General features: G+C 71.4%; 22 protein-coding genes and 1 pseudogene. 12 read left to right on the top strand and 11 right to left on the bottom strand.

Annotation, left to right across the window (positions count from 1 at the left end; genetic code table 11):
- The first annotated feature begins 48 nt into the window (after positions 1 to 48).
- Both OJ254_RS23485 and OJ254_RS23480 read left to right on the top strand, forming a co-directional pair.
- Positions 49 to 1,134, top strand: coding sequence for a MerR family transcriptional regulator (locus OJ254_RS23485; RefSeq protein WP_265363920.1), 1,086 nt, complete (start codon positions 49 to 51; stop codon positions 1,132 to 1,134).
- Positions 1,131 to 1,790: a GNAT family N-acetyltransferase gene (locus tag OJ254_RS23480; RefSeq protein ID WP_423835941.1), complete on the top strand. Its 660-nt coding sequence runs from the start codon at positions 1,131 to 1,133 to the stop codon at positions 1,788 to 1,790. The genes OJ254_RS23485 and OJ254_RS23480 overlap by 4 nt, the downstream gene beginning before the upstream one ends.
- A 26-nt stretch (positions 1,791 to 1,816) precedes the next feature.
- Here OJ254_RS23480 and OJ254_RS23475 read toward each other — a convergent pair whose 3' ends face one another.
- The gene (locus tag OJ254_RS23475; protein ID WP_265363919.1) at positions 1,817 to 2,215 is read right to left on the bottom strand and encodes a hypothetical protein; all 399 of its coding nucleotides are present in this window, start codon (positions 2,213 to 2,215) and stop codon (positions 1,817 to 1,819) included.
- A 448-nt stretch (positions 2,216 to 2,663) separates the two neighbouring features.
- Here OJ254_RS23475 and sbnA point away from each other — a divergent pair, with 448 nt between their 5' ends.
- From sbnA to OJ254_RS23450, 5 genes are read left to right on the top strand one after another with little or no spacing between them, the layout of a single operon-like run.
- Positions 2,664 to 3,632 carry a 2,3-diaminopropionate biosynthesis protein SbnA gene (sbnA, locus tag OJ254_RS23470; protein ID WP_265365277.1) on the top strand — a complete coding sequence of 323 codons (969 nt, stop codon included), beginning with the start codon at positions 2,664 to 2,666 and terminating at the stop codon, positions 3,630 to 3,632.
- 17 nt (positions 3,633 to 3,649) lie between these two features.
- The gene (sbnB, locus tag OJ254_RS23465; RefSeq protein ID WP_265363918.1) at positions 3,650 to 4,651 is read left to right on the top strand and encodes a 2,3-diaminopropionate biosynthesis protein SbnB; all 1,002 of its coding nucleotides are present in this window, start codon (positions 3,650 to 3,652) and stop codon (positions 4,649 to 4,651) included.
- The gene (locus tag OJ254_RS23460) at positions 4,645 to 6,576 is read left to right on the top strand and encodes an FAD/NAD(P)-binding protein (RefSeq protein ID WP_265363917.1); all 1,932 of its coding nucleotides are present in this window, start codon (positions 4,645 to 4,647) and stop codon (positions 6,574 to 6,576) included. The genes sbnB and OJ254_RS23460 overlap by 7 nt, the downstream gene beginning before the upstream one ends.
- The gene (locus tag OJ254_RS23455; RefSeq protein WP_265363916.1) at positions 6,573 to 7,775 is read left to right on the top strand and encodes a trans-sulfuration enzyme family protein; all 1,203 of its coding nucleotides are present in this window, start codon (positions 6,573 to 6,575) and stop codon (positions 7,773 to 7,775) included. Before OJ254_RS23460 ends, OJ254_RS23455 begins: the two co-directional genes overlap by 4 nt.
- Complete coding sequence (locus tag OJ254_RS23450; protein ID WP_423835940.1) at positions 7,772 to 9,139, top strand: benzoate/H(+) symporter BenE family transporter; 1,368 nt, start codon at positions 7,772 to 7,774, stop codon at positions 9,137 to 9,139. Before OJ254_RS23455 ends, OJ254_RS23450 begins: the two co-directional genes overlap by 4 nt.
- A 124-nt stretch (positions 9,140 to 9,263) precedes the next feature.
- Here the strand turns inward: OJ254_RS23450 and OJ254_RS23445 are convergent, their stop codons facing one another.
- Positions 9,264 to 9,539: a hypothetical protein gene (locus OJ254_RS23445; protein ID WP_265363915.1), complete on the bottom strand. Its 276-nt coding sequence runs from the start codon at positions 9,537 to 9,539 to the stop codon at positions 9,264 to 9,266.
- A gap of 802 nt (positions 9,540 to 10,341) precedes the next feature.
- Here OJ254_RS23445 and OJ254_RS23440 point away from each other — a divergent pair.
- Complete coding sequence (locus OJ254_RS23440) at positions 10,342 to 11,304, top strand: quinone oxidoreductase family protein (protein WP_265363914.1); 963 nt, start codon at positions 10,342 to 10,344, stop codon at positions 11,302 to 11,304.
- Between the two features lie 110 nt (positions 11,305 to 11,414).
- Here the strand turns inward: OJ254_RS23440 and OJ254_RS23435 are convergent, their stop codons facing one another.
- Together OJ254_RS23435 and OJ254_RS23430 are read right to left on the bottom strand one after the other, a co-directional pair.
- Positions 11,415 to 12,008, bottom strand: coding sequence for a hypothetical protein (locus OJ254_RS23435; RefSeq protein WP_265363913.1), 594 nt, complete (start codon positions 12,006 to 12,008; stop codon positions 11,415 to 11,417).
- Positions 12,009 to 12,171: 163 nt separating this feature from the next.
- Positions 12,172 to 12,819 (bottom strand): sigma-70 family RNA polymerase sigma factor, encoded by a 648-nt coding sequence (locus OJ254_RS23430; protein ID WP_265363912.1) that lies wholly within the window; start codon positions 12,817 to 12,819, stop codon positions 12,172 to 12,174.
- Between the two features lie 77 nt (positions 12,820 to 12,896).
- Here OJ254_RS23430 and OJ254_RS23425 point away from each other — a divergent pair, with 77 nt between their 5' ends.
- Complete coding sequence (locus tag OJ254_RS23425) at positions 12,897 to 13,736, top strand: alpha/beta fold hydrolase (protein ID WP_265363911.1); 840 nt, start codon at positions 12,897 to 12,899, stop codon at positions 13,734 to 13,736.
- Between the two features lie 69 nt (positions 13,737 to 13,805).
- Positions 13,806 to 14,326: pseudogene (cpt, locus tag OJ254_RS23420) on the top strand (chloramphenicol phosphotransferase CPT).
- Positions 14,327 to 14,378: 52 nt separating this feature from the next.
- Here cpt and OJ254_RS23415 read toward each other — a convergent pair.
- Entirely contained in the window at positions 14,379 to 14,699 is a 321-nt protein-coding gene (locus OJ254_RS23415) for a hypothetical protein (protein WP_265363910.1), read from the bottom strand.
- Positions 14,700 to 14,795: 96 nt separating this feature from the next.
- Positions 14,796 to 15,239: a MarR family winged helix-turn-helix transcriptional regulator gene (locus tag OJ254_RS23410; RefSeq protein WP_265363909.1), complete on the bottom strand. Its 444-nt coding sequence runs from the start codon at positions 15,237 to 15,239 to the stop codon at positions 14,796 to 14,798.
- Between the two features lie 229 nt (positions 15,240 to 15,468).
- Between OJ254_RS23410 and OJ254_RS23405 the strand changes: the two genes are divergently transcribed.
- Positions 15,469 to 16,512, top strand: a complete 1,044-nt coding sequence (locus OJ254_RS23405) for an SMP-30/gluconolactonase/LRE family protein (protein WP_265363908.1) — start codon at positions 15,469 to 15,471, stop codon at positions 16,510 to 16,512.
- Between the two features lie 60 nt (positions 16,513 to 16,572).
- Here the strand turns inward: OJ254_RS23405 and OJ254_RS23400 are convergent, their stop codons facing one another.
- From OJ254_RS23400 to OJ254_RS23385, 4 genes are all read right to left on the bottom strand, one after another.
- Entirely contained in the window at positions 16,573 to 17,133 is a 561-nt protein-coding gene (locus OJ254_RS23400; RefSeq protein WP_265363907.1) for a hypothetical protein, read from the bottom strand.
- A 114-nt stretch (positions 17,134 to 17,247) separates the two neighbouring features.
- Complete coding sequence (locus OJ254_RS23395; RefSeq protein ID WP_265363906.1) at positions 17,248 to 17,553, bottom strand: cupin domain-containing protein; 306 nt, start codon at positions 17,551 to 17,553, stop codon at positions 17,248 to 17,250.
- Between the two features lie 118 nt (positions 17,554 to 17,671).
- The gene (locus OJ254_RS23390; protein ID WP_265363905.1) at positions 17,672 to 20,677 is read right to left on the bottom strand and encodes a condensation domain-containing protein; all 3,006 of its coding nucleotides are present in this window, start codon (positions 20,675 to 20,677) and stop codon (positions 17,672 to 17,674) included.
- On the bottom strand, positions 20,667 to 21,362 hold the full coding sequence (locus OJ254_RS23385) for a phosphopantetheine-binding protein (protein ID WP_265363904.1): 696 nt from the start codon (positions 21,360 to 21,362) through the stop codon (positions 20,667 to 20,669). The genes OJ254_RS23390 and OJ254_RS23385 overlap by 11 nt, the downstream gene beginning before the upstream one ends.
- A 258-nt stretch (positions 21,363 to 21,620) precedes the next feature.
- Between OJ254_RS23385 and OJ254_RS23380 the strand changes: the two genes are divergently transcribed.
- Positions 21,621 to 22,385, top strand: coding sequence for a PE-PGRS family protein (locus tag OJ254_RS23380; RefSeq protein ID WP_265363903.1), 765 nt, complete (start codon positions 21,621 to 21,623; stop codon positions 22,383 to 22,385).
- A gap of 188 nt (positions 22,386 to 22,573) precedes the next feature.
- On the opposite strand, the gene OJ254_RS23375 is transcribed toward OJ254_RS23380, so the two are convergent.
- Entirely contained in the window at positions 22,574 to 22,888 is a 315-nt protein-coding gene (locus tag OJ254_RS23375; protein WP_265363902.1) for a zf-HC2 domain-containing protein, read from the bottom strand.
- Positions 22,889 to 22,907 lie beyond the last annotated feature (19 nt).

Here is a 22,907-nt window from a genome sequence, read left to right as displayed (position 1 = left end):
ACCTGGTGGACTTGAGTCTCCAGTAAGGGGAGACGCAAAGGTAGCGACATGCACGCCGACACCCTCCGCTCCAACGATTCCCGCGACTTGAAGGATTACCACGTCTCCAACGATTCCCACGACTGCGGCGATTCCGGCAGCTCCGTCGGCGTCGGCGACGGCCTGTACTCCATCGGCGAACTGGCCAGGCGCACCGGTCTCACGGTCAAGACCATCCGCTTCTACTCCGACCGCGGCATCGTGGCGCCGACCGACCGCAGCCCGGCCGGCTACCGCCGCTACGACGCCACCGCGGTCGCCCGCCTGGAACTCGTACGGACCCTGCGCGACCTGGGGCTGGACCTCGCCACCGTCCGCAAGGTCGTGGAGCGCGAAGCCTCCCTCCCGGAGGTCGCCGCGGCGCACGCCGACGCCCTGGCGGTACAGATCCGCGTACTGCGACTGCGGCACGCGGTGCTGACGGCGGTGGCCGAGCGCGGATGCACACCTGAGGAGACCGATTCCCTGCACAAGCTGTCCCAGCTCACCGAAGAGGAACGCCGCGGTCTGATCGAGGACTTCCTCCACGCCCTCTTCGGCGACACCGGCGCCGCCCCTCCCTTGCGCGGTCCTGACGTTGACCCCGCATGCCCGGAATTCACGGCGATCGTGCGCTCGATGACCCCCGAGCTGCCCGACGACCCCGACGCCGAGCAGGTCCGGGCCTGGGTGGAACTCGCCGAACTGACCCTGGACCGCGACTTCCGGGCCGCGGTGCGCCGGATGGTCGAGGAGTACGCCGCCGAACAGCCCGGTGCCGCCGTGGGCCCGCGCCCCGACCTGGCCGCGACCGTCCGCGCGCACGTCGGTCCGGCTCTCGCCGCGGGCATCGACCCGGCCGGGCCGCCGGCCGATCCGACCGTCGCCGCCCTCACGGCGCACTACGCGACCGTGCTGGGCCGCCTTGACACCCCGCAAGGCACCCTCGACGTCCAGCGTCAGCTGCTGCGCCGCCTGGAATCCATGAACGACCCCCGCAGGGACCACTACTTCCCACTGCTCGCGGCGATCAACGGCTGGCCGGCCCCGGAGGCCCTGGCACCGGTGCTCGACTGGTCCGTCCGGGCGCTGCGGGTACGCACGTGCTCCCGGTGACGGCCCCGGTCCCCCTGCCCGTGGACGCCACGACGACGGGGCCCGCGCTCCTGCTCCGCCCCTGGCTCCCGGCGGACGCACCCGCTCTGGTCGAGGCGTGCCAGGACCCCGCTCTGCGGCGTTGGGCCAGTCTTCCCCTGAGCGACGAGGCCGACGGCCTCCGCTGGGTCGAGTCCCAACGGCAGGGCTGGACGAGCGGCGACCGATTCTCCTTCGCCGTTCTGGAAGCACAACACCTCGGCACCCACCGTCAGTTGCTGGGACACGTGGCCCTCAAAGCCGTCGCCCGCGGCAAGCCGTCAGCGGAGGTGGGCTACTGGACCGCGGCCCACGCCCGCGGACGAGGCGTGGCACCGCGCGCCCTCCAGGCCCTGGCCGACTGGGCGTTCCACACCTTCGGCGCCCACGGGCTGCGGCGTCTTGAACTCCTCCACCAGCTCGACAACCAGGCGTCGTGCCGTGTGGCGGAGAAGACCCGCTTCTCCTTCGACCGCGTCCTTCCGGCCGCCCCGCCCGCCTTCCCGCTCGACGGGCACCTGCACGTCCTGTGCTGGGATGGAGCGAGGGCTCGCGGAGTTCTCCCGCGCGCGTCCGGACGGCCGGCCGATCCGGGACGACCTGCGCACGATGATGCTGGCGCAGTGGGCATGGCCTGAGTGCCGCGCCGTCTCGGGCGGCCGGGCTATTCCGGTCGTTGCTCGCCGCGGCGGCCGGCCACCGTGTCGAACAGGCGCCAGCCGTCCATCTCCTCGGTCAGGGGATCGTCGGGCCGCCAGCCCTTGGTCAGGGCCTCGTCGAGGAAGGCGCGTACGGTCCCCGGCTCGTGCAGGTTCAGCAGGGGGCCGTCGGTGGTGCCGACCGCACCGGAGAACATGAGGTAGCCGTCGGGGACGAGCCTGCCGGGGCCGCTCCGCAACACGATGCGCAGCCGGCCGCGCGCCTTGAACCGGCGGATGACGAGGATTTCGCAGTAGCCGTGGTCCTGGCCGTTGCCCACCGCGTCGTGGGTGTGGTGCAACGACCACAGGAAGGTCTCGCCGTCGACGACGAGTTGGCGCGCTGTCTTTTCCCTGCGGGGCATCGGCAGATGGTAGCCGCATCGGCGTGCCGGCTGCCCGGCAATTGACCGGCAAATGGAGACTGGAAATCCACTTCCGTTGTATGCGAAGTGCGGCGGCGGGCACGTCGTCGGACGCGTGCGACACGCCTCGGATCTGCATATTGCCACTCCGTTCAAAATGTTGAGTTCTGAAGCATATTTGGAATGTCAAATTCCGGACGATCCGGAACCGGGTGAAACGTCCCTAGTCGAAAAAATGTCCTGTACGAACCGTGTCGGCGTGTGGCACCATTTGAGCGTCGCGGACTCGGGGGACAAGTAGGCGACAAACGGGGGGAAACCATCTTCTGCATGTCTGCGTATTGACCGGGCGCAGTGAGTACGCCCATGGGTTCTCGCAATTTCGGCCCGGGCCGCACGTCTGCGTGCCCGCACTCAACAGTGTTGGATTTCCGTGATAGCAGAAGAAATTTATGATCTGGTCTTGGATGACTTGTTCATCCGGGCCGATCATCTCGTACCTGGAAGTTCAGTCTTCCTCAAACTTGAGGGCCTCAATCCGGCAGGCTCGGTCAAGCTGAAGACGGCCATCGCCCTGGTGGCCCAGGCCGAGGACTCGGGTCGTGAATTTCCGCGTACCCGCCTCATCGAATCGACCTCGGGGAATCTCGGCGTGGCCCTCGCCATGGTCTGTGCGGCCAAGGGGTACCGCCTGACCTGTGTGACGGATCCCAATGCCAACGCGCAGTCCGTGCGGCTGATGCAGGCGCTCGGCGCAGAGGTCGTCGTCATCGACATCCGCGACGGCAACGGCGGCTATCTGCAGTCCCGTATCAACTACATCCGCGACCGCCTGGCGTGCGAGCCCGAGACGTACTGGCTGAACCAGTACGCGAATCCGGCCGGCCCCCAGGTACACCGCGACCGCACCGGGCGCTCCATCCTCGACGAGATCGGCCACGTCGACTACGCCTTCATCGGGGCCGGCACGACCGGGACCCTGATGGGATGCGCGGAGTACTTCCGGCAGCACAGCCCGGCCACCCGGATCATCGCCGTCGACGCCGTCGGGTCGGTGTCCTTCGGCGGCCCGCCCGGCCGGCGCCACATCCCGGGGCTCGGCACCAGCCGGCGTCCCGAAATCCTCGACGAGCGCCGTATTGACGAAGTCGTCATGGTGCCCGAAGCGGATGCCGTGGAAATGTGCAGGATGCTGGCCGAGGAACGTGGGCTGCTGCTCGGCGGATCCAGCGGCACGGTGCTGTCCGCGGTACGGGACAAGGCCAAGGAAATCCCCGAGGGAAGCGTCGTGGTCGCCCTTTCACCGGACTTCGGTGAACGCTACCTGGAGACGATCTACGACGACTCCTGGGTGGCCGACCGCTGGCCCGAACTCATCTGCTCGGAAATTTCGGAAGTTTCTCAGGCCGGCGCCTGAGGAGAGGTGTGTTTTTCATGTTCGACTTCGACGTGGTGGCGGGCGAGACCGTTCGCGAGATCCTGAGCGACCAACGGGCCGAGGTACTCGGCATCGTCAGCCAGGCATATCGCAGCCATGAGGCCGGGGAAAGCATCAACCCCGACAGCTATTTCCTCCGGTTCCCGGAGAAGCCCGACTCCCGGATCATCGCGCTGCCCGCCTACCTCGGCGCCGACGTCCAGCTCGCGGGCATCAAGTGGATCGCCAGCTTCCCCAAGAACACCCAGGTCGGGAAGCCCCGCGCCTCGGCCGTGCTCATCCTCAACGACTACGAGACCGGCTACCCGATCGCCTGCCTGGAAGCCGCGAACATCAGCGCCGCCCGCACCGCGGCGTCCGCCGCCGTGGCCGCAACCACCCTGCGCCCGGGCGGATTCGAGGGCACGCGGATCGCGATCGTCGGCGGCGGTGTCATCGCCCGCAACATCTGCGACTACCTCCACGCCGCGGGCGCAACCCCGGACGCCTACCTCGTGCACGACCTCCACGAGGAGTCGGGCCAGGCCCTCGTCGACCACCTGCGCACCACCCAGCAGCGCCCCGCCTCCTTCACCCCCGACCTGGGCACGGCGCTGGAGGCCGAGACCGTGGTCTTCGCCACCACCGCCCTGGAGCCGTACGTCACCACGCCGTTCAAGCCCGGCCAGCTCGTGCTGAACATCTCGCTGCGGGACCTCGCGCCCGAGGTGGTGCTCGCGGCGGACAACGTCCTCGATGACGTCGACCACTGCCTGAAGGCCAACACCTCGCCGCACCTCGCGGAGCAGCTGACCGGCTCGCGGGACTTCGTGACCGGCACGCTCGCCGGTGTCCTGAACGGCGAGGTGACGGTGTCCGAGGAACGGCCGGTGATCTTCTCGCCGTTCGGCCTCGGCGTCCTCGACCTGGCCGTCGGCGCGTACGTCCTGCAGCAGGCCCGGGCGGCCGGCTCGGCCATCGCGGTCCCCAACTTCTTCGGGGAGACCCGCCGGTGGTAACGACGGAGCAGTACACGGACCACGGGCAGCGCGCGGGAGCCCCGGCGGGCACCCGGGACGCCGAACGGCACACCACCCTCGCGATCGTGGGCGCCGGCTCGCGCGGGCTGGGCATCGTGGAGCGGCTCGTCAGCCAGTGCCTGGCGGAGCCCTTCCCGGTCACCGTCCACCTCGTGGACCCCCAGCCCCTCGGCCCCGGTTTTCACCTCCGCGACCAGCCCGACCACCTCCTGCTCAACACGGTGTGCGCGCAGATCACCGCCTTCGCGGACGACGAGATGGTGGACGGCCCCACGGGGATCAGCGGCCCGTCCCTCCACGCCTGGTGCCAGGAGAGGGACTTGCGGCTGGGCGCGGACGGCTACACCGTACGGGCGGGGGAGGGCCGGGAGATCCGGCCGAACGACTTCCTCCCCCGGAGGCTGCTGAGCGCATACCTCACCTGGGCGGCCGAGCGCATCGTCGCCGCCGCACCGCCCTGCTTCGCCCTGATGCGGCACGCCACCACGGCCACCGACATCCGCCCGGGCGAGGACGGCGGCGAGGTCGTCCTCCTCGACGACGGCACCCACCTGGAGGCCGACGCGGTCTTCGTGACCGTCGGCCACCACACCCTGCACCTCCCGGCCGCCGCCCAGCCCGAACCGCCCGCCGGCCATGGCCTGATCACCCTCCCCTACCCGCTGCCCGACGCCCTGGACAGCATCGCCCCCGGCGACGACGTCGCCGTGCTGGGCATGGGACTGACCGCCATGGACGTGATCGCCAGCCTGACGCTGGGACGCGGTGGCCGGCACGAACCGGCGGACGACGGCGGACGGCTGCGGTACGTACCCAGCGGCCGCGAACCGTGGATCGTGCTGGCCAACCGTTCCGGGATGCCCTCGCGCAGCCGTCCGCACCTCAACCCGGGCCGGGCGCGCTTCGCGCCCCTCGTCCTGACGACGGACCGGATCGAGGCCCTGCGCCGGCAGCGTGCGGACGGTCGGCTCGACTTCCTCGACGACGTACTGCCGTTGGTCGAGGCCGAGATGGAACTGACCTATTACCGCACCGTCCTGGCCCGCAGGACGGGCGATGCCGCGGGCGCGGCCGCGGAGTTCGCCCATCGGGTGGCCACCTCGGGCGGCGACCGGGCGCTGGCCGCCGCACGGGAGGAGTTCGGGCCGTACCCGCTGCACGGCGTGCTGACCGAGGAGCCCGCCGACCGGCAGTGGGCCGACGCGGCGGCGTACGCCGAGTGGTTCGCCGCCCGGGTCGCGGACGACCTGGCCGAGGCCCGCGAAGGGCTGGGCGCCAGCCCCGTCAAGGAAGCCCTGGAGGTGCTGCGCGACCACCGCGACATCCTCCGGGCCGTCATCGACCCGCCGGGCGTCGACGACCCCTCGCTGGACCACTTCTTCGGGGAGTTCAACTCCGCCGTCAACCGCCTGGTGATCGGCCCTCAGTTGGACCGGTCGGCGGAACTGCTGTCGTTGCTGGACGCCGGCGTGCTGCGGCTCGGCCCCGGGCCGCGCCCGAAGGTCATCGCCCCGTGCGGCCGGGGCCCGTGGCGCCTGGAGTCCACCTGCCTGGCCGGCCCGGAGAGCGTCGAGGTCGGACACGTCGTGCACGCCCACGTCGCCGAGCCGAGCGCGGACCGGCTGCCCACCTCGCTGCTGGGCCGGCTCGTCGCGGCCGGCCGCGTCGCCACCCTGGCCCGGCGCGGCACCCGGGTCGCCGGACTCCACGTCACCCGCGAGGGACAAGGCATCGGCCCCGCCGGGGAGGTCCGGCGCACGCTGTTCTTCCTCGGCCCGCACACCGAGGGGTCCAGCTACTACAACCACTACGTCCCCTCGCCCGGCGCGCCGTCCCGCGCGCTGAAGGACGCCGAACTCGCCCTCCGCACCGCCCTGCCGGCCCTGACCAAGAGGACATCATGAGCAACCGCGAGACCTACACTCCCTGGACCCGGGAGTACCGCGTCGAGACCCGAGCCGCCCAGGGCGACGGCTGGCGCTGCCCGACCACCGGTGCCGTGCCGCCGCCGGTGAGCATGGGGGCGACCTTCGCCCGCGACGACCAGTACCGCACCCCGGCCGGCCTCGCCTATCTGCGGGACCAGGGCACCCCGGGCTACGAGCAGGTGGAGGGCGTCGTCGCCGGACTGGAGGGCGGTTCCGACGCGCTGGTCTTCTCCTCCGGCATGGCCGCCGCCACCGCCGTCTTCCAGGTCCTGCCCGCCGGGGCCCGGGTCGTGGTGCCGCAGACCATGTACTTCGGCCTCACCAAGTGGTTGCTGGAGTTCGGGCAGCAGCGCGGCCTGGAGGTCGTACGCGTCCCGATGGACGACCTGGACGCGGTGGCCCAGGCGGTCAACGCGGCACCGACCACCCTGCTGTGGGCGGAATCCCCGGCCAACCCGACCTGGCTGGTCACCGACCTCGAGGCCTGCGCCGAGATCGCCCACCGGGCCGGCGCGCTGTTCGGCGTGGACAACACCGTCCCCACGCCGGTGCACACCCGGCCCTTCGACCTCGGCGCCGACCTGATCATGCACTCGGGCACGAAGTACCTGAACGGCCACAACGACGTGGTGGCCGGCCTCCTCGTGGCGGCCCCGGACCCGACCGAGGAGCACCAGGCGCTCTGGGAGCGGCTGCGCCTGCACCGCCGGCTGACCGGCCCGATCCTCGGCCCCTGGGAGACGTACCTGCTGCTCCGCGGCATACGGACGCTCTTCCCGCGCATGCGCCAGATATCGGCCTCCGCCATGACCCTGGCCGAGCACTTCTCCGCCCACCCGCTGGTCAGCCGGGTCGCCTACCCGGGCCTGCCCACCGACCCGGGGCACAAGGTCGCCTCCCGGCAGATGACCGGCGGCTACAGCGGCATGCTCTCGCTGCACATCGCCGGTGACTGGACGCGTTCGCTGCGCGCGGCCGAACATTGCGAACTGTTCATTCGCGCCACATCCCTGGGTGGGGTGGAAAGCCTGATTGAACACCGCTACACATTCGAGGGACCGGACAGCACATCACCCAAGGACATGCTCCGGCTGTCCATCGGCGTCGAGGACCCGGCCGACCTCATCGCCGATCTGGAGCAGGCACTGGAACGCGCCGCGAAGGACGCCCCGTGAGCTCAGACACCAGCAACACCAGCACCACCGACAGCACCAGCTCAAGTACCAGCACCACCGGCAACACCAGCACGAGCACCACCAGTAGCGAGAGCACCGGCACGACGGGCGGTACGGGCACCCCGGCACCCGCGAATTCCGGCCAACCTGCCGCCCGACGTGGCCTGATGGGCGACCTTTCACTGTCCGCGGTCCTCGCCGGATTCGTGGCCGTCGTGGTCTCGTACTCCGGCCCGCTGGTGATCGTGCTCGCCGCCGCCACGGCCGGCCATCTGAACCAGGCGCAGACCGGCTCCTGGGTCTGGGCCATCTCCATAGGCAGCGGTCTGACCTGCATCGGGCTCAGCCTGCGGACGAAGATGCCGGTCATCACCGCCTGGTCGACGCCCGGCGCGGCCCTGCTGGTCACCAGCCTGGGCGCCTACTCGTACCCGGAAGCCATCGGTGCGTTCCTCGTCACCGGTGTCGTGATCACCCTGGTGGGACTCACCGGGGTGTTCGGGTGGCTCATCCGGCAGGTCCCCACGGCCGTGGTGGCGGCCATGCTCGCGGGCATCCTGTTCTCCTTCGGCACCGGACTCTTCACCTCCCTGAAGACCGCGCCGTGGATCGCCGGGCCCGTCCTGCTGGCCTATCTGCTCGGCAAGCGGTGGCTGCCGCGTTACGCCGTGCTGATCGCGCTGGCCACGGGCGTGGTGTGCAGCGCCGTCACCTCGCGACTGCACATCAACCTGCACAGCATCGAGCTGGCCCGCCCCGTACTGACCACTCCCGAGTTCTCGGTCGCCTCGCTCATCGGCATCGCGGTACCCATGATCCTGGCCACCCTGGCCTCGCAGAACGCCCCCGGCATGGCGGTCCTCACCGCGTCCGGATACCAGCCCAAGGACCGGCTGCTGATCGGCTCGACCGGCCTGGTCTCCACGCTGCTCGCCCCGTTCGGATCGCACGCCATCAACCTCGCGGCCATCACCGCGGCGATCTGCACCGGACCCGAATCCCACCGTGACCCCAAGCGCCGCTACATCGCGGGCGTCGCGTGCGGAGCGTTCTACCTCCTGATCGGCGCCTTCGGCACCACCCTCGTGGTCTTCTTCGCGGGCCTGCCCAAGGAACTGGTCGCCGCCATCGCCGGCGTCGCCCTGCTCGGGGCGCTGGCCGGCGGCCTGACCGGAGCGGTCACCGAGGAGAAGGACCGCGAGGCCGCCCTGATCACCTTCCTCACCACCGCATCGGGAGTCACCCTCCTCGGCGTCGGCTCCGCCTTCTGGGGCCTGGTCTTCGGCGTCGTCTCGCACCTCGTCCTCACCCGCTGGCGCACCACCCGCAACGGCGCGAACACCCCGCAACCCGCCGGCAAGTAACGGCGCACGGAGCACGGGCACTCACCGATACCGCCCTGCCACCCGCCCAACGGCCGCCCCGACCACCCGGTCGGGGCGGCCGTTGCCGTTTCCTCGCTCGTGCCCGCGCCCGTGCCCCCACCGCCTACTCCTCTTTCTCGCGTCCATAACTCTCGAACCAATGGCTGTCGAAATAGCGGGCCGTGGAGAAGGGGTGCTGCCGGTCGGTGAGCATGCGGTAGATGAATTCGGTGGTCGTACCGTCGAAGCGGACCCATGAGTCGGGGATGTCTTCCGTGATGAGGACGGGCCACCTGTCGGGGTCGGTGCCTTCGGTGAGCCAGAAGAACGCGTCGGCCTGTTCCGTGCGCGCCCACTGGAGGAGCCCGCCGGGTGCGGGTACAGCTCGTACGGTTCCCACAGGCGGCCGCCTCCCGCGCTGGCCCACTCGCTGAGCCACTCCGTGTGCCGGAGGAGGTCGGTGGACTTGAAGCAGGCGCCGGGGACGTGGAGTTGGAGGTACTCGTCGAAGGCGCCGTCCCCGAAAATGTCGACCAGGCGCTTGTAGTCACTGGGCAGGCGGGTCCCGAGACGGGCCTCGGTCGCCGCCCAGTCGACCGTGCGCGTGCCGGAGGCGTTCCATCCCGTCACGGCGACGACCCCGTCCAACCAGGAAGAGCCCTCCGGTACGTCCGCCGCCGGATCCTGGCCCTCCGCGACCAGCACCACGGGCCGTATGCCCTCGTCGAAACGCGCACTGCCGCAGCCGATCCACCGGCCTCCGTGCGCCCAAGCGCGCATCTCGACGAGCCGTTCACCGAACGGGGCCAGGAGCGGCAGCCCCGTCCGCGGGGTGACGGTCGGATCGGCGTATCCGTCCATCGCCAGATTCCGCGGCTGTCCGTAGCGTCCGCTGAGCGCCTCTTGGAGCGAGGAGAGGTCAGGCCGGTGCGAAGGGTCCGATGGGTGCGAAGCTCCCGACGTGTTCACCGCGGCCGGAGGCAGCACCAGACATACGTGTCCCGCCGGATGGCCTGCCTCTTCACAGACCAGATCGCCGGTGCCCGGCCAGGCCAGGCGGTGGATGGCCGACAGGAGTGCTTCCCGGGCGGTCTGTTGTTCCCGTTCGTTCATGGCGGTCATTGAAGCGGACGCCACTGACATCGGGGCCATGAGCGACACTGAGGTCAGGCGTGATGATCAGTACGGGGAGAGGTGTGTCCATGCGCGCGATGCGGTACGAGCGGTTCGGTGGCCCCGAGGTCTTACGGGAGGCCGAGGTGCCGGACCCGGTGGCGGGGCGGGGCGGGAGCCTCGTGGAGGTGGAGGCCGCCGGCGTCAACTTCGGTGACATCAAGCAGATCGCCGGCGAGCACACCGAGGGACCGTACGCGCCGAAGGGGCCGTTGCCGCGTATCCCCGGCATGGAGGTCGTCGGCCGGACCCCGGACGGCCGACGGGTGCTCGGCTATGTGGGGCAGGGCGGTTACGCCGCGAAGACGGTCGTCGCCGACCGCGACCTGGTCGCGCTACCGGACGGGGTGAGCGCGGGCGAGGCGCTTGCGCTGCTCGTCCAGGGGCTGACGGCATGGCATCTGCTGCGTTCGGTCGCACGGATACGGCCCGGCGAGAGCGTGGTGGTCCATGCCGCCGCGGGCGGGACGGGCAGCCTCGCCGTCCAGCTGGCCCGGGAGTTCGGCGCCGGGCGCGTCATCGCCACCGCGTCGTCCGACGAGAAGCGCGCCTTCGCCCTGGAACTCGGCGCGGACGCGGCGATCGACGGTGACGCGGAGGGCTACCGCGAGCGCGTCCTCGACGCCAATCACGGACACCCGGTCGACATCATCCTGGACGCCATCGGTGGCCCCGTCCTCGACTCCGCACTGGACGCACTCGGATACCTCGGACGCCTGGTGACGTACGGTGTCTCCTCCCGGCAGCCCGCCGCGCCCCTCGCCCCCGGCCGGCTCGCGGTGGACAGCATCACCGTCGCCGGCTTCTGGCTCATCCCGCTGATCGCCGGGAAGGGGGCCGGTGGTCCGGCACTGGAGGAACTGCTCGACCTCGCCGCGCGGCGACGCCTGCGGCCGCTGGTCGGTGCCGCATACGACCTCGGGCACGCGCGCGACGCCCACGAGGACCTGCTGGCCCGCCGCACCAAGGGCAAGTTGATCCTGCTTCCTTGAGGCCGAGGCACTGTCCTTCGGACGGACGGACGGACGGATGGACGGATGGATGGATGGACGGCCGGACGGACGGACGGACGGCCGATTCGCCTCGTGTGGCGGCTGTGGTGTCACGCCGCCAGTGACGTGCCGAGCGGCGGGTGCGTGGCCGGGCGGCGGCGGTACAGCGGCGCGAAGGAGACCAGCAGGAGCGCGGCTCCGAGCGGTATGAGGTCCTTGTCGGCGAAGGGCAGGGTGGTGTCGATGAGGACGAGGACGGGCGCCCAGGGCTTGAGGATGCGCCGGACGGCGAGTTGGGCGACGAGGATGAGCTGGCCGACGAAGAAGAGCAGCGGCCCGACGTCGTAGAACGCCGGAAGTACTCCCGGTATCGCCTGGATGCGGGCGAACAGCTCCTGCATGGCGCCGTGGTCGGCGGAGACGAATCCGACGGCGAGGTCGATGAGGAACTGCACCGCGACGGCAACGGCTCCCGCCGTGCCGGTCCAAAGACCCACCGTGGCCAGCCGGTTGCGACCCGCCCACGCGCGCATCAGGCCGAAGCCCCGAACGAAGAATGCGATCCCGCCGAGGAAGCACAGGTGGCCGGCGGTCCATGCGGGGCCCGGTCCGCGGCTGCCGTCGAGGCCGTCGATGATGCGGAGCACGCCGTACCCGCCCATCAGGAGGGGGGCGGTGAGGAATGCCGTACGTGGTGAAGTCATGATCAAAAAGTACGGACTCGGCACCCTGAGCTACATCAGGTACCGACCCTGAGGCATCCCCGAGATCCGCCCCCGAGACCCCCCGAGCCCCCCCGAGGTCCACGCGCGAGACCGCCTAGGAGGGTCGCTCCCCAGGTCATGGCGACAAGCGCACGATCCGCGCTCAGGCATCGCCCCGGAGTCGCTCACGCTGGATCTGAGAGGCGAGGGTTCGCCGCGCGGCGGGTGACCCGGGGGTGGCGGTGGCGGCACCTGTGCGGGAAGCGGCCTTTGAGGGGACGTCGAGCGCCCGGCTGATCTGGTCGTAGGCCTCCCGATGGCCGCCGGGCAGCAGCGATTGATGCAGCCGCAGGTCCTCCTCGACGAGGCGACGCAGCTCATCGACGTTCTGCGGAGTGAAGCGCTTCCGGCCCCGGGCAAGGGAGTTGACGTAGCGGGTGCAGCGCGCGGTGTCGTAGCAGGCCTCCGAGATCTCCTCCGCGAGGCCCCAGAGGCGTCCTTCGAGCCATGGGGTGTCGCGCTGGTCGAGGGAGAGGTCCATCGGGGGCGGTGAGCCGCTCAGCTTCGCCTTCGTCACCTGCTTGGACACGGCGGGCTGGCTCATCTCGGTGAGCTGGGCGATCTTCTCCTGAGTCCAGCCCGAGCCGGCGAGCATCTTGATCATTTCGGTGCGCAGCGTCCGCATCTCCTCGCCCGCACGAATGACCTCGTTCATGCCGGCGAATATCCGCGCGGCCTGTTCCTCGGTGAGGGGCCGCGAGGGCTGGTGCGGGCTGCTGTCGTTCTGGTGCCCGTTGTCTTTGCCTGCCACAACACCGTTATACATCGGCCCCGTTCGCTACCATAACCAGGTTGTATAACCTGGTTATGGCTGCAAGGATGCGCATCATGCCTCTCACCTTCTCCGCGCCCGATGGCACCCCGCTCGCCTACCGCATACAGGGCGAGGGCCGGCCGGTGGTCTGCCTCCCGGGCGGACCCACGGATTCCCGCTATCTCGGCGACCTCGGCGGCCTGTCGGCGCACCACCAGATGATCTTCTTGGACCTCCGCGGTACCGGTGCGTCCGCGATCCCCGAGGACACCGCCACCTACCGCTGCGACCGCCTCGTCGACGACGTCGAGGCCCTGCGCGTACACCTCGGACTCACCCGGATCGATCTGCTGGGCCACTCCGCCGGCGCGAACCTGGCGACGCAATACGCGGCCCGGTACCCGGAGCGCGTCGGCAAGCTCGCCCTGATCGCCCCCAGTACCCGAGCCGTCGGCATCGCGATCACCGGGGAGAGCCGACGTGAGCTCGCGCAACTACGGGAAAACGAGCCGTGGTTCGCCTCGGCGTTCGCCGCCTTGGAGGCGATCACCGAGGGCGCGGGCAGCGACTGGGACGCCATCACGCCCTTCTTCTACGGCCGGTGGGACACTGCCGCGCAGCAGCACCACGTGGCCAGCCGGCCGGGCAATCAAGAAGCCGTCGCCCTCTTCGCGGCCGAGGGTGCCTTCGCCCCGGAGGCCACGCGTGCGGCACTCGCCGCCTACGAGGGGCCCGCCCTGCTGCTCGCCGGAGAGTTCGACCTGAACAGCCCGCCGCGGTCGGTCGCGGAGTTCGCGGGGCTGTTCCCCGACGCCACGCTCGCCGTGCAGCCGGGAGCGGGCCACTACCCCTGGCTCGACGACGCCGACGGGTTTGTGGCGACCACCGCGGCGTTCCTGGGGAAAGCCGCCTGAGCGCCGTTCCGCCGAAAGTCGTTTCGTGTCGTCGGGGAAGCGCCCTACTGTGGCGCGGTGGCGACTCAGGTGATCATTCTCAACGGTGGTTCCAGCTCGGGGAAGTCCGGGATCGTTCGGTGTCTGCAGGCCGTATTGCCGGATCCATGGCTGGCGTTCGGGTGTGACTCGTTCGTCGACGCCCTGCCCGCGAAGATGCAGGCGTCGGACGCGGGGATCGTATTCGCCGCGGATGGCGGGGTCAGCGTCGGGGCGGATTTCCGGGCGCTGGAGGTGGCCTGGACGGAGGGCATCGTGGCGATGGCCCGGGCGGGCGCCAGGATCATCGTCGACGACGTCTTCCTCGGCGGAACGGCGTCCCAGCAGCGGTGGCGGGAGGCGCTGGGCGATCTGGCCGTGTTGTGGGTCGGCGTGAGGTGTGAGAGTGCGGTCGCCGCGGGCGGGAGGTCGCACGAGGAGACCGCACCCAGGGGATGGCCGCGGCGCAGGCGGATGCGGTCCACCAGGGCGTGCGCTACGACCTGGAGGTCGACACGACGGGCACCGAGTCCCTGGTGTGCGCGCACACCATCGCCGCCCACGTCGGCTGACCGCCGGGCCGGAGTGATGCGTCGTGGGGCGGTCCCGGAGGTCTCCGCCTCGTCACCACGACCACGGCACCCGCTCGTCGTTGACCCGCCAGTCGTCGCCCAGCTCCCGCCGTAGGGCTTCCAGCGCCGCGTCCGACTCCTGGTCGAAGAGCTCCCTTTCCATGCTGGACCACGGAGACGGGCCGGCCGGATTCTTCCAGTCCATGGAGGACTGGAACCGCTCGCACAGTCTCGTCAGTTCGGTGCGGGTGGCCGAGCTGATCGGCAACCGTTCCAGATCGGTGGGGTAGCCGTACGGGCTGTCGATCTCGTGGGGCCACAGCGGGGTGTGCGGGACGCCGGCTTCGAAGAAGAACCGCAGGTGCTTGGACATGCTGCAGCTTCTCATGACGGATGAGGGACCCCGCCATGGGTTTCCCGCCGGCGCCAGGTCGGCCGGGCCGGCCGTCCGGGCCGGCGGTCCAGGCCGTCAGTCCGGGCGTACGGAATCCAGGAGCGTGGCGCAGCGGCCGAGCAGAGCCACCAGCGTTGCGCGCTCCTCGTCCGTGAACTCCGCGGCCAGTGCGCGCTCGACGCGGATGGCGCGCGCATCGGCGTCGTTCATCACGGCCCGGCCCTGGTCGGTGAGCCGGGTTTCCAGGACGTTCCGGTGCCACTCGTGCGGGGTGCGCTCGATGAGGCCGCGCTCCTGGAGGTTCTTGAGCACCGTGTTCATGGTCGGCGGGGTGACCCCGCAGGCCCGCGCCAGCGCGGCCGCGGAGATGCCAGGACTCTCGGCGAGGAAGAGCAGGGCCGCGTACTGCGGAACCGTCAGACCGGCCGGCTTGAGGGCCGCGTGCTTGGCGCTCTGCAGCGCCCGCTCGGCGAGCTTGAGGGAGGATCCGAGGCGCTCGGAGGCGGGCATGGACGTCATCTCCGCATCGTAACGGCTGTGTGGAGGAGGAGACCCCACGCGCAAATGAGGGTCTACATGCAAATTCGAATCTTGACGAGCATTAGAGTTCTAATCTAGCTTCGTGTTCATCGCCGGTGGGGGCCCCGCGGTTCCCGGTCCGCGCGGTGCTCCGGTCCTGACGTCCGGGACCTGGATCTCCATCTGCTACCGAGAGGCGCTCACGTTGTCCCGAGAGGTATCCACCTTCTTGTCCCGCGCCAACCGGCGCCGTCGCCATGTGCTGGGCGCGGCCGCGCTGGCCCTGACGGCCGCGTCCGTCTCCGTCACCGTCGCCGCCACGGCCCAGGCACACGTGCCCGCCTCGCGTCCGGCCGGCGCCCAGCAGGACGCCCGTGCCCGGGTTTCCGCCGCGTACGACCTGCCCGGTGACCGCGTCTATCCCGAGGGCATCGCCGCCGACCCGGTGAGCGGCGACCTCTACGTCGGCTCATACACGACCGGTGCCGTGTACAAGGCAACGCCCGGCCACCGCACCGCCGAGGTCTTCCTGCCGGCCGGTACCGACGGACGCGCCACGGCCAACGGCCTCAAGGTCGACCGTGCCGGTCATCTCTGGGTCACCGATTCGACGGCCGGCGTCGCCGTCTACGACCTGCGGAGCCGCGCACTCGTCGCGCGGTTCGACGTCACGGGGTCGGCCAAGTCGTTCGTGAACGACCTCGCGATCACTCCCGACGGGACCGCGTACCTGACGGACAGCTACCGGTCCGTCCTCTACCGGGTCACCCCGCAACAACTGGCAGCGGCCGCCGCGCACGGCCGGCGGGCCCAGCTGACCACCGCCTACGACCTGACCGGCGCGCTCGGCCCGCAACCGGCGGACGCCGTCACGCTGAACGGCATCACGGCCGACCGGTCAGGCCGCTACCTGCTGACCGTCGACATGACCGCCGGGACGCTGTACCGCGTCGACCTGCGCTCCGGTGCGGTGCGCCGGGTCGCACTGCACGGCGGGAACGTCCTCAACGGCGACGGCCTGGAGCTGCGCGGCAATACGTTGTGGGTCGTCCACAACATCACCAACACGATCAGCCGCTGGCACGTCTTCGACGACGGCGCTTCGGCGCGCCTGGAGCGCAAGGTCACCGACAAGGCGCTGCAGATCCCGACCACCCTGGTCCGCAGCCACGGGCGCACGCTCGTCGTGCGGTCCCAGTTCGACAAGGGCGGCCCCATGGGGCCGGGAACGCCGCAGATACCGTTCACCGTGGCGGTGGTCTCCGGTATCTGAATGCGGAAGCCCGCGGGTGGCGCCGGCCGACCCTGCGGCCGGCGCCGTGTCCGGGAGGGCTCAGGGGTGCCAGATCTCCTTGATGCTGTTGATCTGGCCCTCGGAGTCCAGGGTGATGTCGTAGATGTTCCCGGAGCAGGTGTAGGGCGCCTTCACGGCACCGGGGTTCGTCATGCAGTCACCGGCGTGCATCCACAGTTGGCCGACCGGAACCGACTTCGTGCGGCCCGGCCCGGTGGACAGTTCCGCCTTGACGTCCTGGGCGAAGAGGTAGTACTTGGCCTTGCCCTGACCGTGGTAGATCCAGTCGTTGGGCGTACAGACCGGCTTGGCGTCCTTGGCGGACAGCGAGCCCTTCGACGGGGGAACGGCGGGCTCGACCATCTTGTGCCCGGCCGGCAGCTTCGGCGGCGTCCCGCAGTCGCCCGGGCCGTCGGCCTGGTCCGTGGCCTTGTCGCTCGGAGCCGGCTTCTTCGACGGCTGGGCGGAGGCGCTGGCGCCACCACTGCCGGAGCCGGCGTCGTCGCCGTAGGGGTCGTCCTCCGGGCCGCAGGCGGTGAGGCCGACGCCGAGCGTGGCGACGACCGCAAGCGTGCTGATGAGTCGTTGAGTTGGCTTCATGCCGAGAGTCCCCCGTGATGCGCAGAATGACGTGATCATGATTGATCGGGAGAGTTCTACACCAGGGAGCTGTTCGAGAGCCAATCCCGGGGGCGGCGTCCGCCGGAACCCGCTTTACTCCTCCGGCACTTCGACTATCACCAGGGTGCCGTGGCTGCCCGGACGCACGGCGTGGCGGGTGTCTGCCGCCACCAGGTACATCTCGCCCGGGCCCACCGTGACCTCGACGTCGTCGACGGTCAGCGCCAAGGCGCCGTCGAGGACGAGCAGTACCTCCGGTGTGCGGTGGGCCTCTTCCTCCAGGGGGAGTTCGTTCATGCGGAGCACTTTGACGGTGGCCGTTCCCACCTCGGCCAGGGGGCGGGAGCTCCAGGCGTCCGGCAGTGCGGCCGCGGTCCGGAAGAGGTTGCTGACACTCACGACATGCCTCCCGGCGGACCCCTCCGGTGTGGGTGGGAGGAGTCCGCGCTTCGCGTTCAATGGATGCGGGGAAGCTATCCGACCTGCGACGACAAGTGGTCGACCGATCGGTAAAGCTTCATGTTCCAGTGGACTGCCGGTCCAGGGACGGAGTGATCATCGAGGCGAGGACCGAAGCGAGGTCTTCGCCGGGTAGGGGGCGCAGGGAGCGTGCCAGGCGGTCGGAGTCGTAATGCCAGTGGTGGTTCAGGTCGGGGTGGACCTCGTCCGATTCCTCCAACTCACCTGCTACGCCAAGGAGTGGGGAGAGCTCGGCGGCGAGGTCCTGCCAGGAGACGTGGCCGCTGATGGCGTTGGCCACGCCGTGGACGGGGGCGTCCAGGCAGGAGACCACCGCTCGGGCCAGCGCCGCGCCGTGCACCCAGGCGGCGCCGTACCAGCCGTGGCCGCCGGCGCCCGGACGGGGGACGGCCAGCGGCCGGCCCTCGCGGATCGCCTGGTAGAGCACTCCGGTGGCGCCCCAGCGCAACTGGTCGCGCAGTCGGTCGTGCGGGCCCCAGACCAGCGGGGAACGGACCGCGCTCGCGCCGCCCCGCCCCGCGGTGCCGGCCGCCCGGAGCAGCCGCGCCTCACAGTCGAGCTTCGCCCGGCCGTAGGGGCTGAGCGGTTCGCGCGAGGGGGACTCCTCGGCCACCCGACCGCCGTCGGGATGCCCGTACGCGTCCACGCTGCTGACGAAGACGAACGGGCCCCGTGACCAGGCGTCCACCATGGCGTCCAGCGCCGCCACGTCCACCTCGGGACGGGTGAAGGTGCTGGCCGCGTGGATGACGGCGTCCGCGCTCCGGACGGCCTTGCGCAGCCCGTCGAGGTCGGTGAGGTCGCCCTCGACGACGTCCACCCCGTCCGCCGCGACCAGGTGCGCGGATTCGGGACGGGCCAGGGCCAGTACGGGGCGTCCCTGGGCGGCGAGTTCCCGCAGAAGGAAGCTGCCGACGCCGCCGGTGGCGCCGGTGACCAGTACGGTGCCCGTCCGCGCGCGACCCGACCGTCCCGCCGCTGTCCGGCTCGTGCGCTCCGTTTGCCCCGGGCGGGTGGCCGGCCGGAGGGACGCGGCGGCGCGTTCCGCCGCACGCACGTCGAGGAGGGCGGAGACCGCGCGGGGAGTGCGGGCCTGCATGATGTCCAGGCCGGTCAGGGGCAGGGTCAGCGCACGACGCAGGCGTTCGGCGAGCTGGACGGCGGCGAGCGAGTGGCCACCCAGCGCGAAGAAGTCGTCGTCCGGGGCGGGCGTGCGGCCCAGCAGCGCCGCGAAGCCCTCACGTACGGCGTCGGCGTGGGGTCCCTCGGGTGCGGGCAGCGAGGGGAGACCGGGAAGGCGTGCCGGGTCCACCGTGCCGTCGGCGGCGCGGGGGAGGACGTCGAGCAGGGTGACGGCGGCCGGTACGAGGTCGGGTGCCAGGCGGTCCCGCAGGTGGGCGCGGAGCTCCGCGGGCGACGGGCCCCCGATCTCCCGCAGGACCGCGTAGGCGAGCAGCGGCCCGCCGGGAGGGGAGACCACCGCGGCGTCGGAGAGATGGGGGTGGGAGCGCAGGATCCGTTCGGCCGGGTGCGTGTCGCTCTCATCCAACTCAGCGGCCGCATAGGGTAGTTGGACCCCCTCCGCGTCGGGCAGTTGAGAGAGCGGCAGGTCGTCCGGGGCGGTCGCGAGTGCGGTCAGGAGGGCCGCGTAGGTGGCGCCGAGGCCGGTGGCCGCCTTCTCGTCCAGTACGGCGCGGCGGTACTGGACCAGGGCGGCCGGCCGGTCGGTGTCCACGAGGCCGAAGGAGAGGTCGAACTTGGCTTCGCCCACGCCGACTTCGACGTACTCCGCGTCCGTCCCGGGCAGACGCAGCGTCGTCGGCGCGCCGAGGACGTCCGCGGTCACCCGCACCAGGGACGTTCCGTCCGCGCCCCGCGCGGCGGCGCCGAGCCGGTCCACGATGACGTCGAACGGTACGTCGGCGTGCTGCTGGGCATCGAGCAGGGCGGCACGCACCCGCTTCAGCAGCGTGCCGAAGGACGGGTCACCGGAGGTGTCGACGCGCAGCGGGAGGGTGTTGACGCACAGCCCGACCAGTCCGCGCATGGCCGTTCCCCGGCGGTGCGTACCGGCGATGCCGATCACCAGGTCGTCCTGCCCGGTACCGCGGCGCAGGGCGGCGAACGCGGCGGTGAGCGCCACGGTGAACGGCGTGGCCCGGTGGCGCCGGCCGAGCTCGCGCAGGGCGGCCGGCACCTCGGGGGCGAGCGGTGTGGTGTGCGATCCGGTGGGCCGGGCGGTGAGGTCGGCCGGCGGGTGCGCGGGGCCGGGGAGTCGCGGGGGAGTGGCGCCGTCGAGGAGGGCGTGCCAGTGCCGCAGGCCCTCGTCGGGACGGTCGCCCGCGGCTCGGTGTTCGTGCCGGGCGAAGTCCGCGTACTGGGGCGGTCGGGGCTGCGGATGTGGCCCTGACGGGGGCTGCGGTTGCCGCTGTGCGGGGCCGGATCCGGCCACGGTGGCGGCGGCTTCCCGGGAGCGGGCGGCGGACTCGTAGAGCGCGCCGAGCTCTTCCGCCACGATCTCCAAGGACGGTCCGTCGAGGGATATGTGATGGAACGTCAGGAGCGCGGTGTGGTCCTGTGGGCCGTGTCGCAGGACGAGTGCGCGGGGCACGGTCCCTGCGGAGAGGTCGAACGGACGGCGGGCCTCCGCGGCCAGCAGCGGTGCGGCCTCCGCCGGGTCGGCCGGGACCACCGGCACCGCGATCGACTCGGGTGCCGGGAGCACCTCCTGGCACGGCTCGCCGTTCCGCTGTACGTAACGGGTGCGCAGGATCTCGTGCCGGCGGACGAGCCCGGTCAGTGCGGAGGCCAGCGCGTCGACGTCGAGCGGGCCGCGCAGCCGGGTGGCGAACGGCACGCTGTACGAAGCGCCGTCGTGACCGAGCCGGTCCATCAGCCACATGCGGTGCTGGGCGCGGGAGAGCGGTGCCGGGCCGCGGTCGGCGGAACCGGGGCCGGTGGCGGTGCGGGCCGCGGCGCGTTCCCGTGCCCGGCGCAGCAGCTCCTCCTGGAGGGCGGGGGCGGCGGTGCGGTCAGTGGCCATCGGTGTCCTCCGGGGCGTGCGGGTGAAGATCACCGTGCGCGGCGAGCAATGCCCGCTCGACCAGGGCGGCCTGGCCGGCCACGGTGGGGGAGCCGAAGAAGTCGGCGAGCGACAGCTCGACGCCGAGTTCCTCGCGGAGGTCGTCGGTGACGGCGAGGGCGAGCAGGGAGTGGCCGCCGAGGGCGAGGAAGTCGGCGTCCGGCCGGGTCACTTCGCAGCCGAGGGAGCGACTCCAGACGTCGGCGACGGCCTGCTCCAGGGGCGTCAGCGGTCCGTCCTGGGCGGACGCCGGCGACCCGTCCGACGTATCTGCACCGCCGGAACCTTCTGAACCCACGGCACTGTCGGGCCCGTGCGCGGAGAGCAGGTCGGCCAGCGCGCGGCGGTCGACCTTGCCGGACGGGTTGAGCGGCAGGTCGGCGACGACGGTCAGTTCGTCGGGTACCAGATGGGCGGGCAGGGCCGCGGCCAGCCGGTCGCGCAGGGCGTCCGGCCGGGGGACCGGGCCGGGTGCGGCGACGACGAAGGCGACCAGCCGGGCGTCGTCGGGGGAGGGGCGGTGCACGGTGACGGCCGCGTCGGCCACCTCGGGCTGCTCCCGTAGTGCGTACTCGACCTCCTGCGGCTCGATCCGGAAGCCGCGCACCTTCACCTGGTCGTCCGTACGGCCGTGGTAGTCGAGCACGCCGTCCGGGCGCCGGGAGACGACATCGCCGGTGCGGCGGCGATCGCGTACGGACCGGCGGCGGCGTCGGAGACGGATATCCGGGTGAAGGAGGACTACCACTTACTGCTACTTCAGTTGCATTAACGTCAGGATGCCATGAAGCGGCCCGGCCGGCAAGGCATTTCACGGGGAGGGCCCGGCCAGGATTCTGACGGGTCGTCATATCGGTGCCCGGGCGTCCCCGTGTCGGGGGTGGGGTGCGACGATGGGCCCGTCATGGTTGCGGGGCAGGTACTCAGGGGGCTTCGGGCCGCGGTGTTCGCCGTGGTCTGCGTGCTGCTCGCCGCGCTGGGTCACTCGGTGATGTCCGGTACGGCGGTGCCCGGGTGGATGCTGCTCGCGGCCGGCGGGGCCACCACGGCCGGCGTTTGGTGCGTCGCGGGCCGGGAACGCGGGCCGCTGCTCGTCGGCCTGCTGACCGTCGGCACCCAGACCGCCCTGCACAGCGCCTTCTCCCTCGGCCAGGCGATGGCCCAATCCGGTGGGGGGCAGGTGCCCCTGGTCCGGCAGTGGGCGGAGAGCTTGCTGTGCGGCGCCGGGGAAATGCCGGCCTCCGGGGGCGATGCCGCGGAGATGATGCGGCTGATGCACCGCCAGATGGCCGCGATGCCCGGGATGTCCGGCGGAACCCACGACATGGCAGGGATGCCGGGCATGGCAGGGATGCCGGGCATGGCGGGCATGGCGCATCCGGGCGGTGCGGCGCACGGCGGTGCGGCCGGCATGGTCGCGGCCCACCTCCTCGTCGCGCTGCTCAGCGCCTGGTGGTTGTGGGGCGGTGAGCGGGCCGCCTTCCGGCTCGTCCGGAGCGTGTCGGCCCGGCTGTTCGCGCCGCTGGCGCCGGTGCTGCGGATCGTCCTGCCCGACGCGCCGCCGGCCGTGCGCGCCGCGCGTCAGGAGCCGCGCCGGGCGGTGCGCACGCTCCTGCTGGCCCACGCGATGACGCTGCGGGGTCCGCCGCAGGTGCCGGCTGTCCGCTGACAGCACGGTCGAATTCCCGAGCCGGGGACGCGCGCCGGGCGCGCCTCCTGTCCCCGCTCCGACTTCACCGGTCACCGCCGTGTGCGGGGACCGGGTCATGCGAAGGACTCCAGATGATGAATCGTGTCCGGATGCCGGTGGCGGCGCCGCCCGTGTCCGTGGCCGGCGAGCGGGGTGCCCAGGCGGCCTCAGCCCGCGGCGGTACCTCCGGTCTTCCCCTCCTCGTAGGCGCACTCGACTCCACTCGGCCATACGGGGCGCGACCGCAGCCCGGCGAGCAGTGCCTCGACGGTCGCCGGGTCACCCCCGGCCTCCGGGGCCCGCGCGGCCTCCGCGCTCGCCTGCGCGACCCGCGCCGACAGGGCCCGGGCCCGTGCCTCCCAGCGCCGGCAGTCGGCGCAGCCGGCGAGGTGGTCGTCGAGCAGGCGTGGCGTCAGGCCGGGTGGCAGCTCCTCCCCGTCGAGGCGGGCGGAGAGGGCCGTACGGAGGGGCGCGCAGTGCATACCGCCATCCTCTCCGAAG

This window comes from Streptomyces endophytica, from assembly GCF_026153355.1.
Taxonomy (GTDB): Bacteria; Actinomycetota; Actinomycetes; order Streptomycetales; family Streptomycetaceae; genus Streptomyces; species Streptomyces endophytica.
The sequence above is the reverse complement of the archived record's forward strand: the minus strand, read 5'-3'. Positions and strand labels throughout refer to the sequence as shown.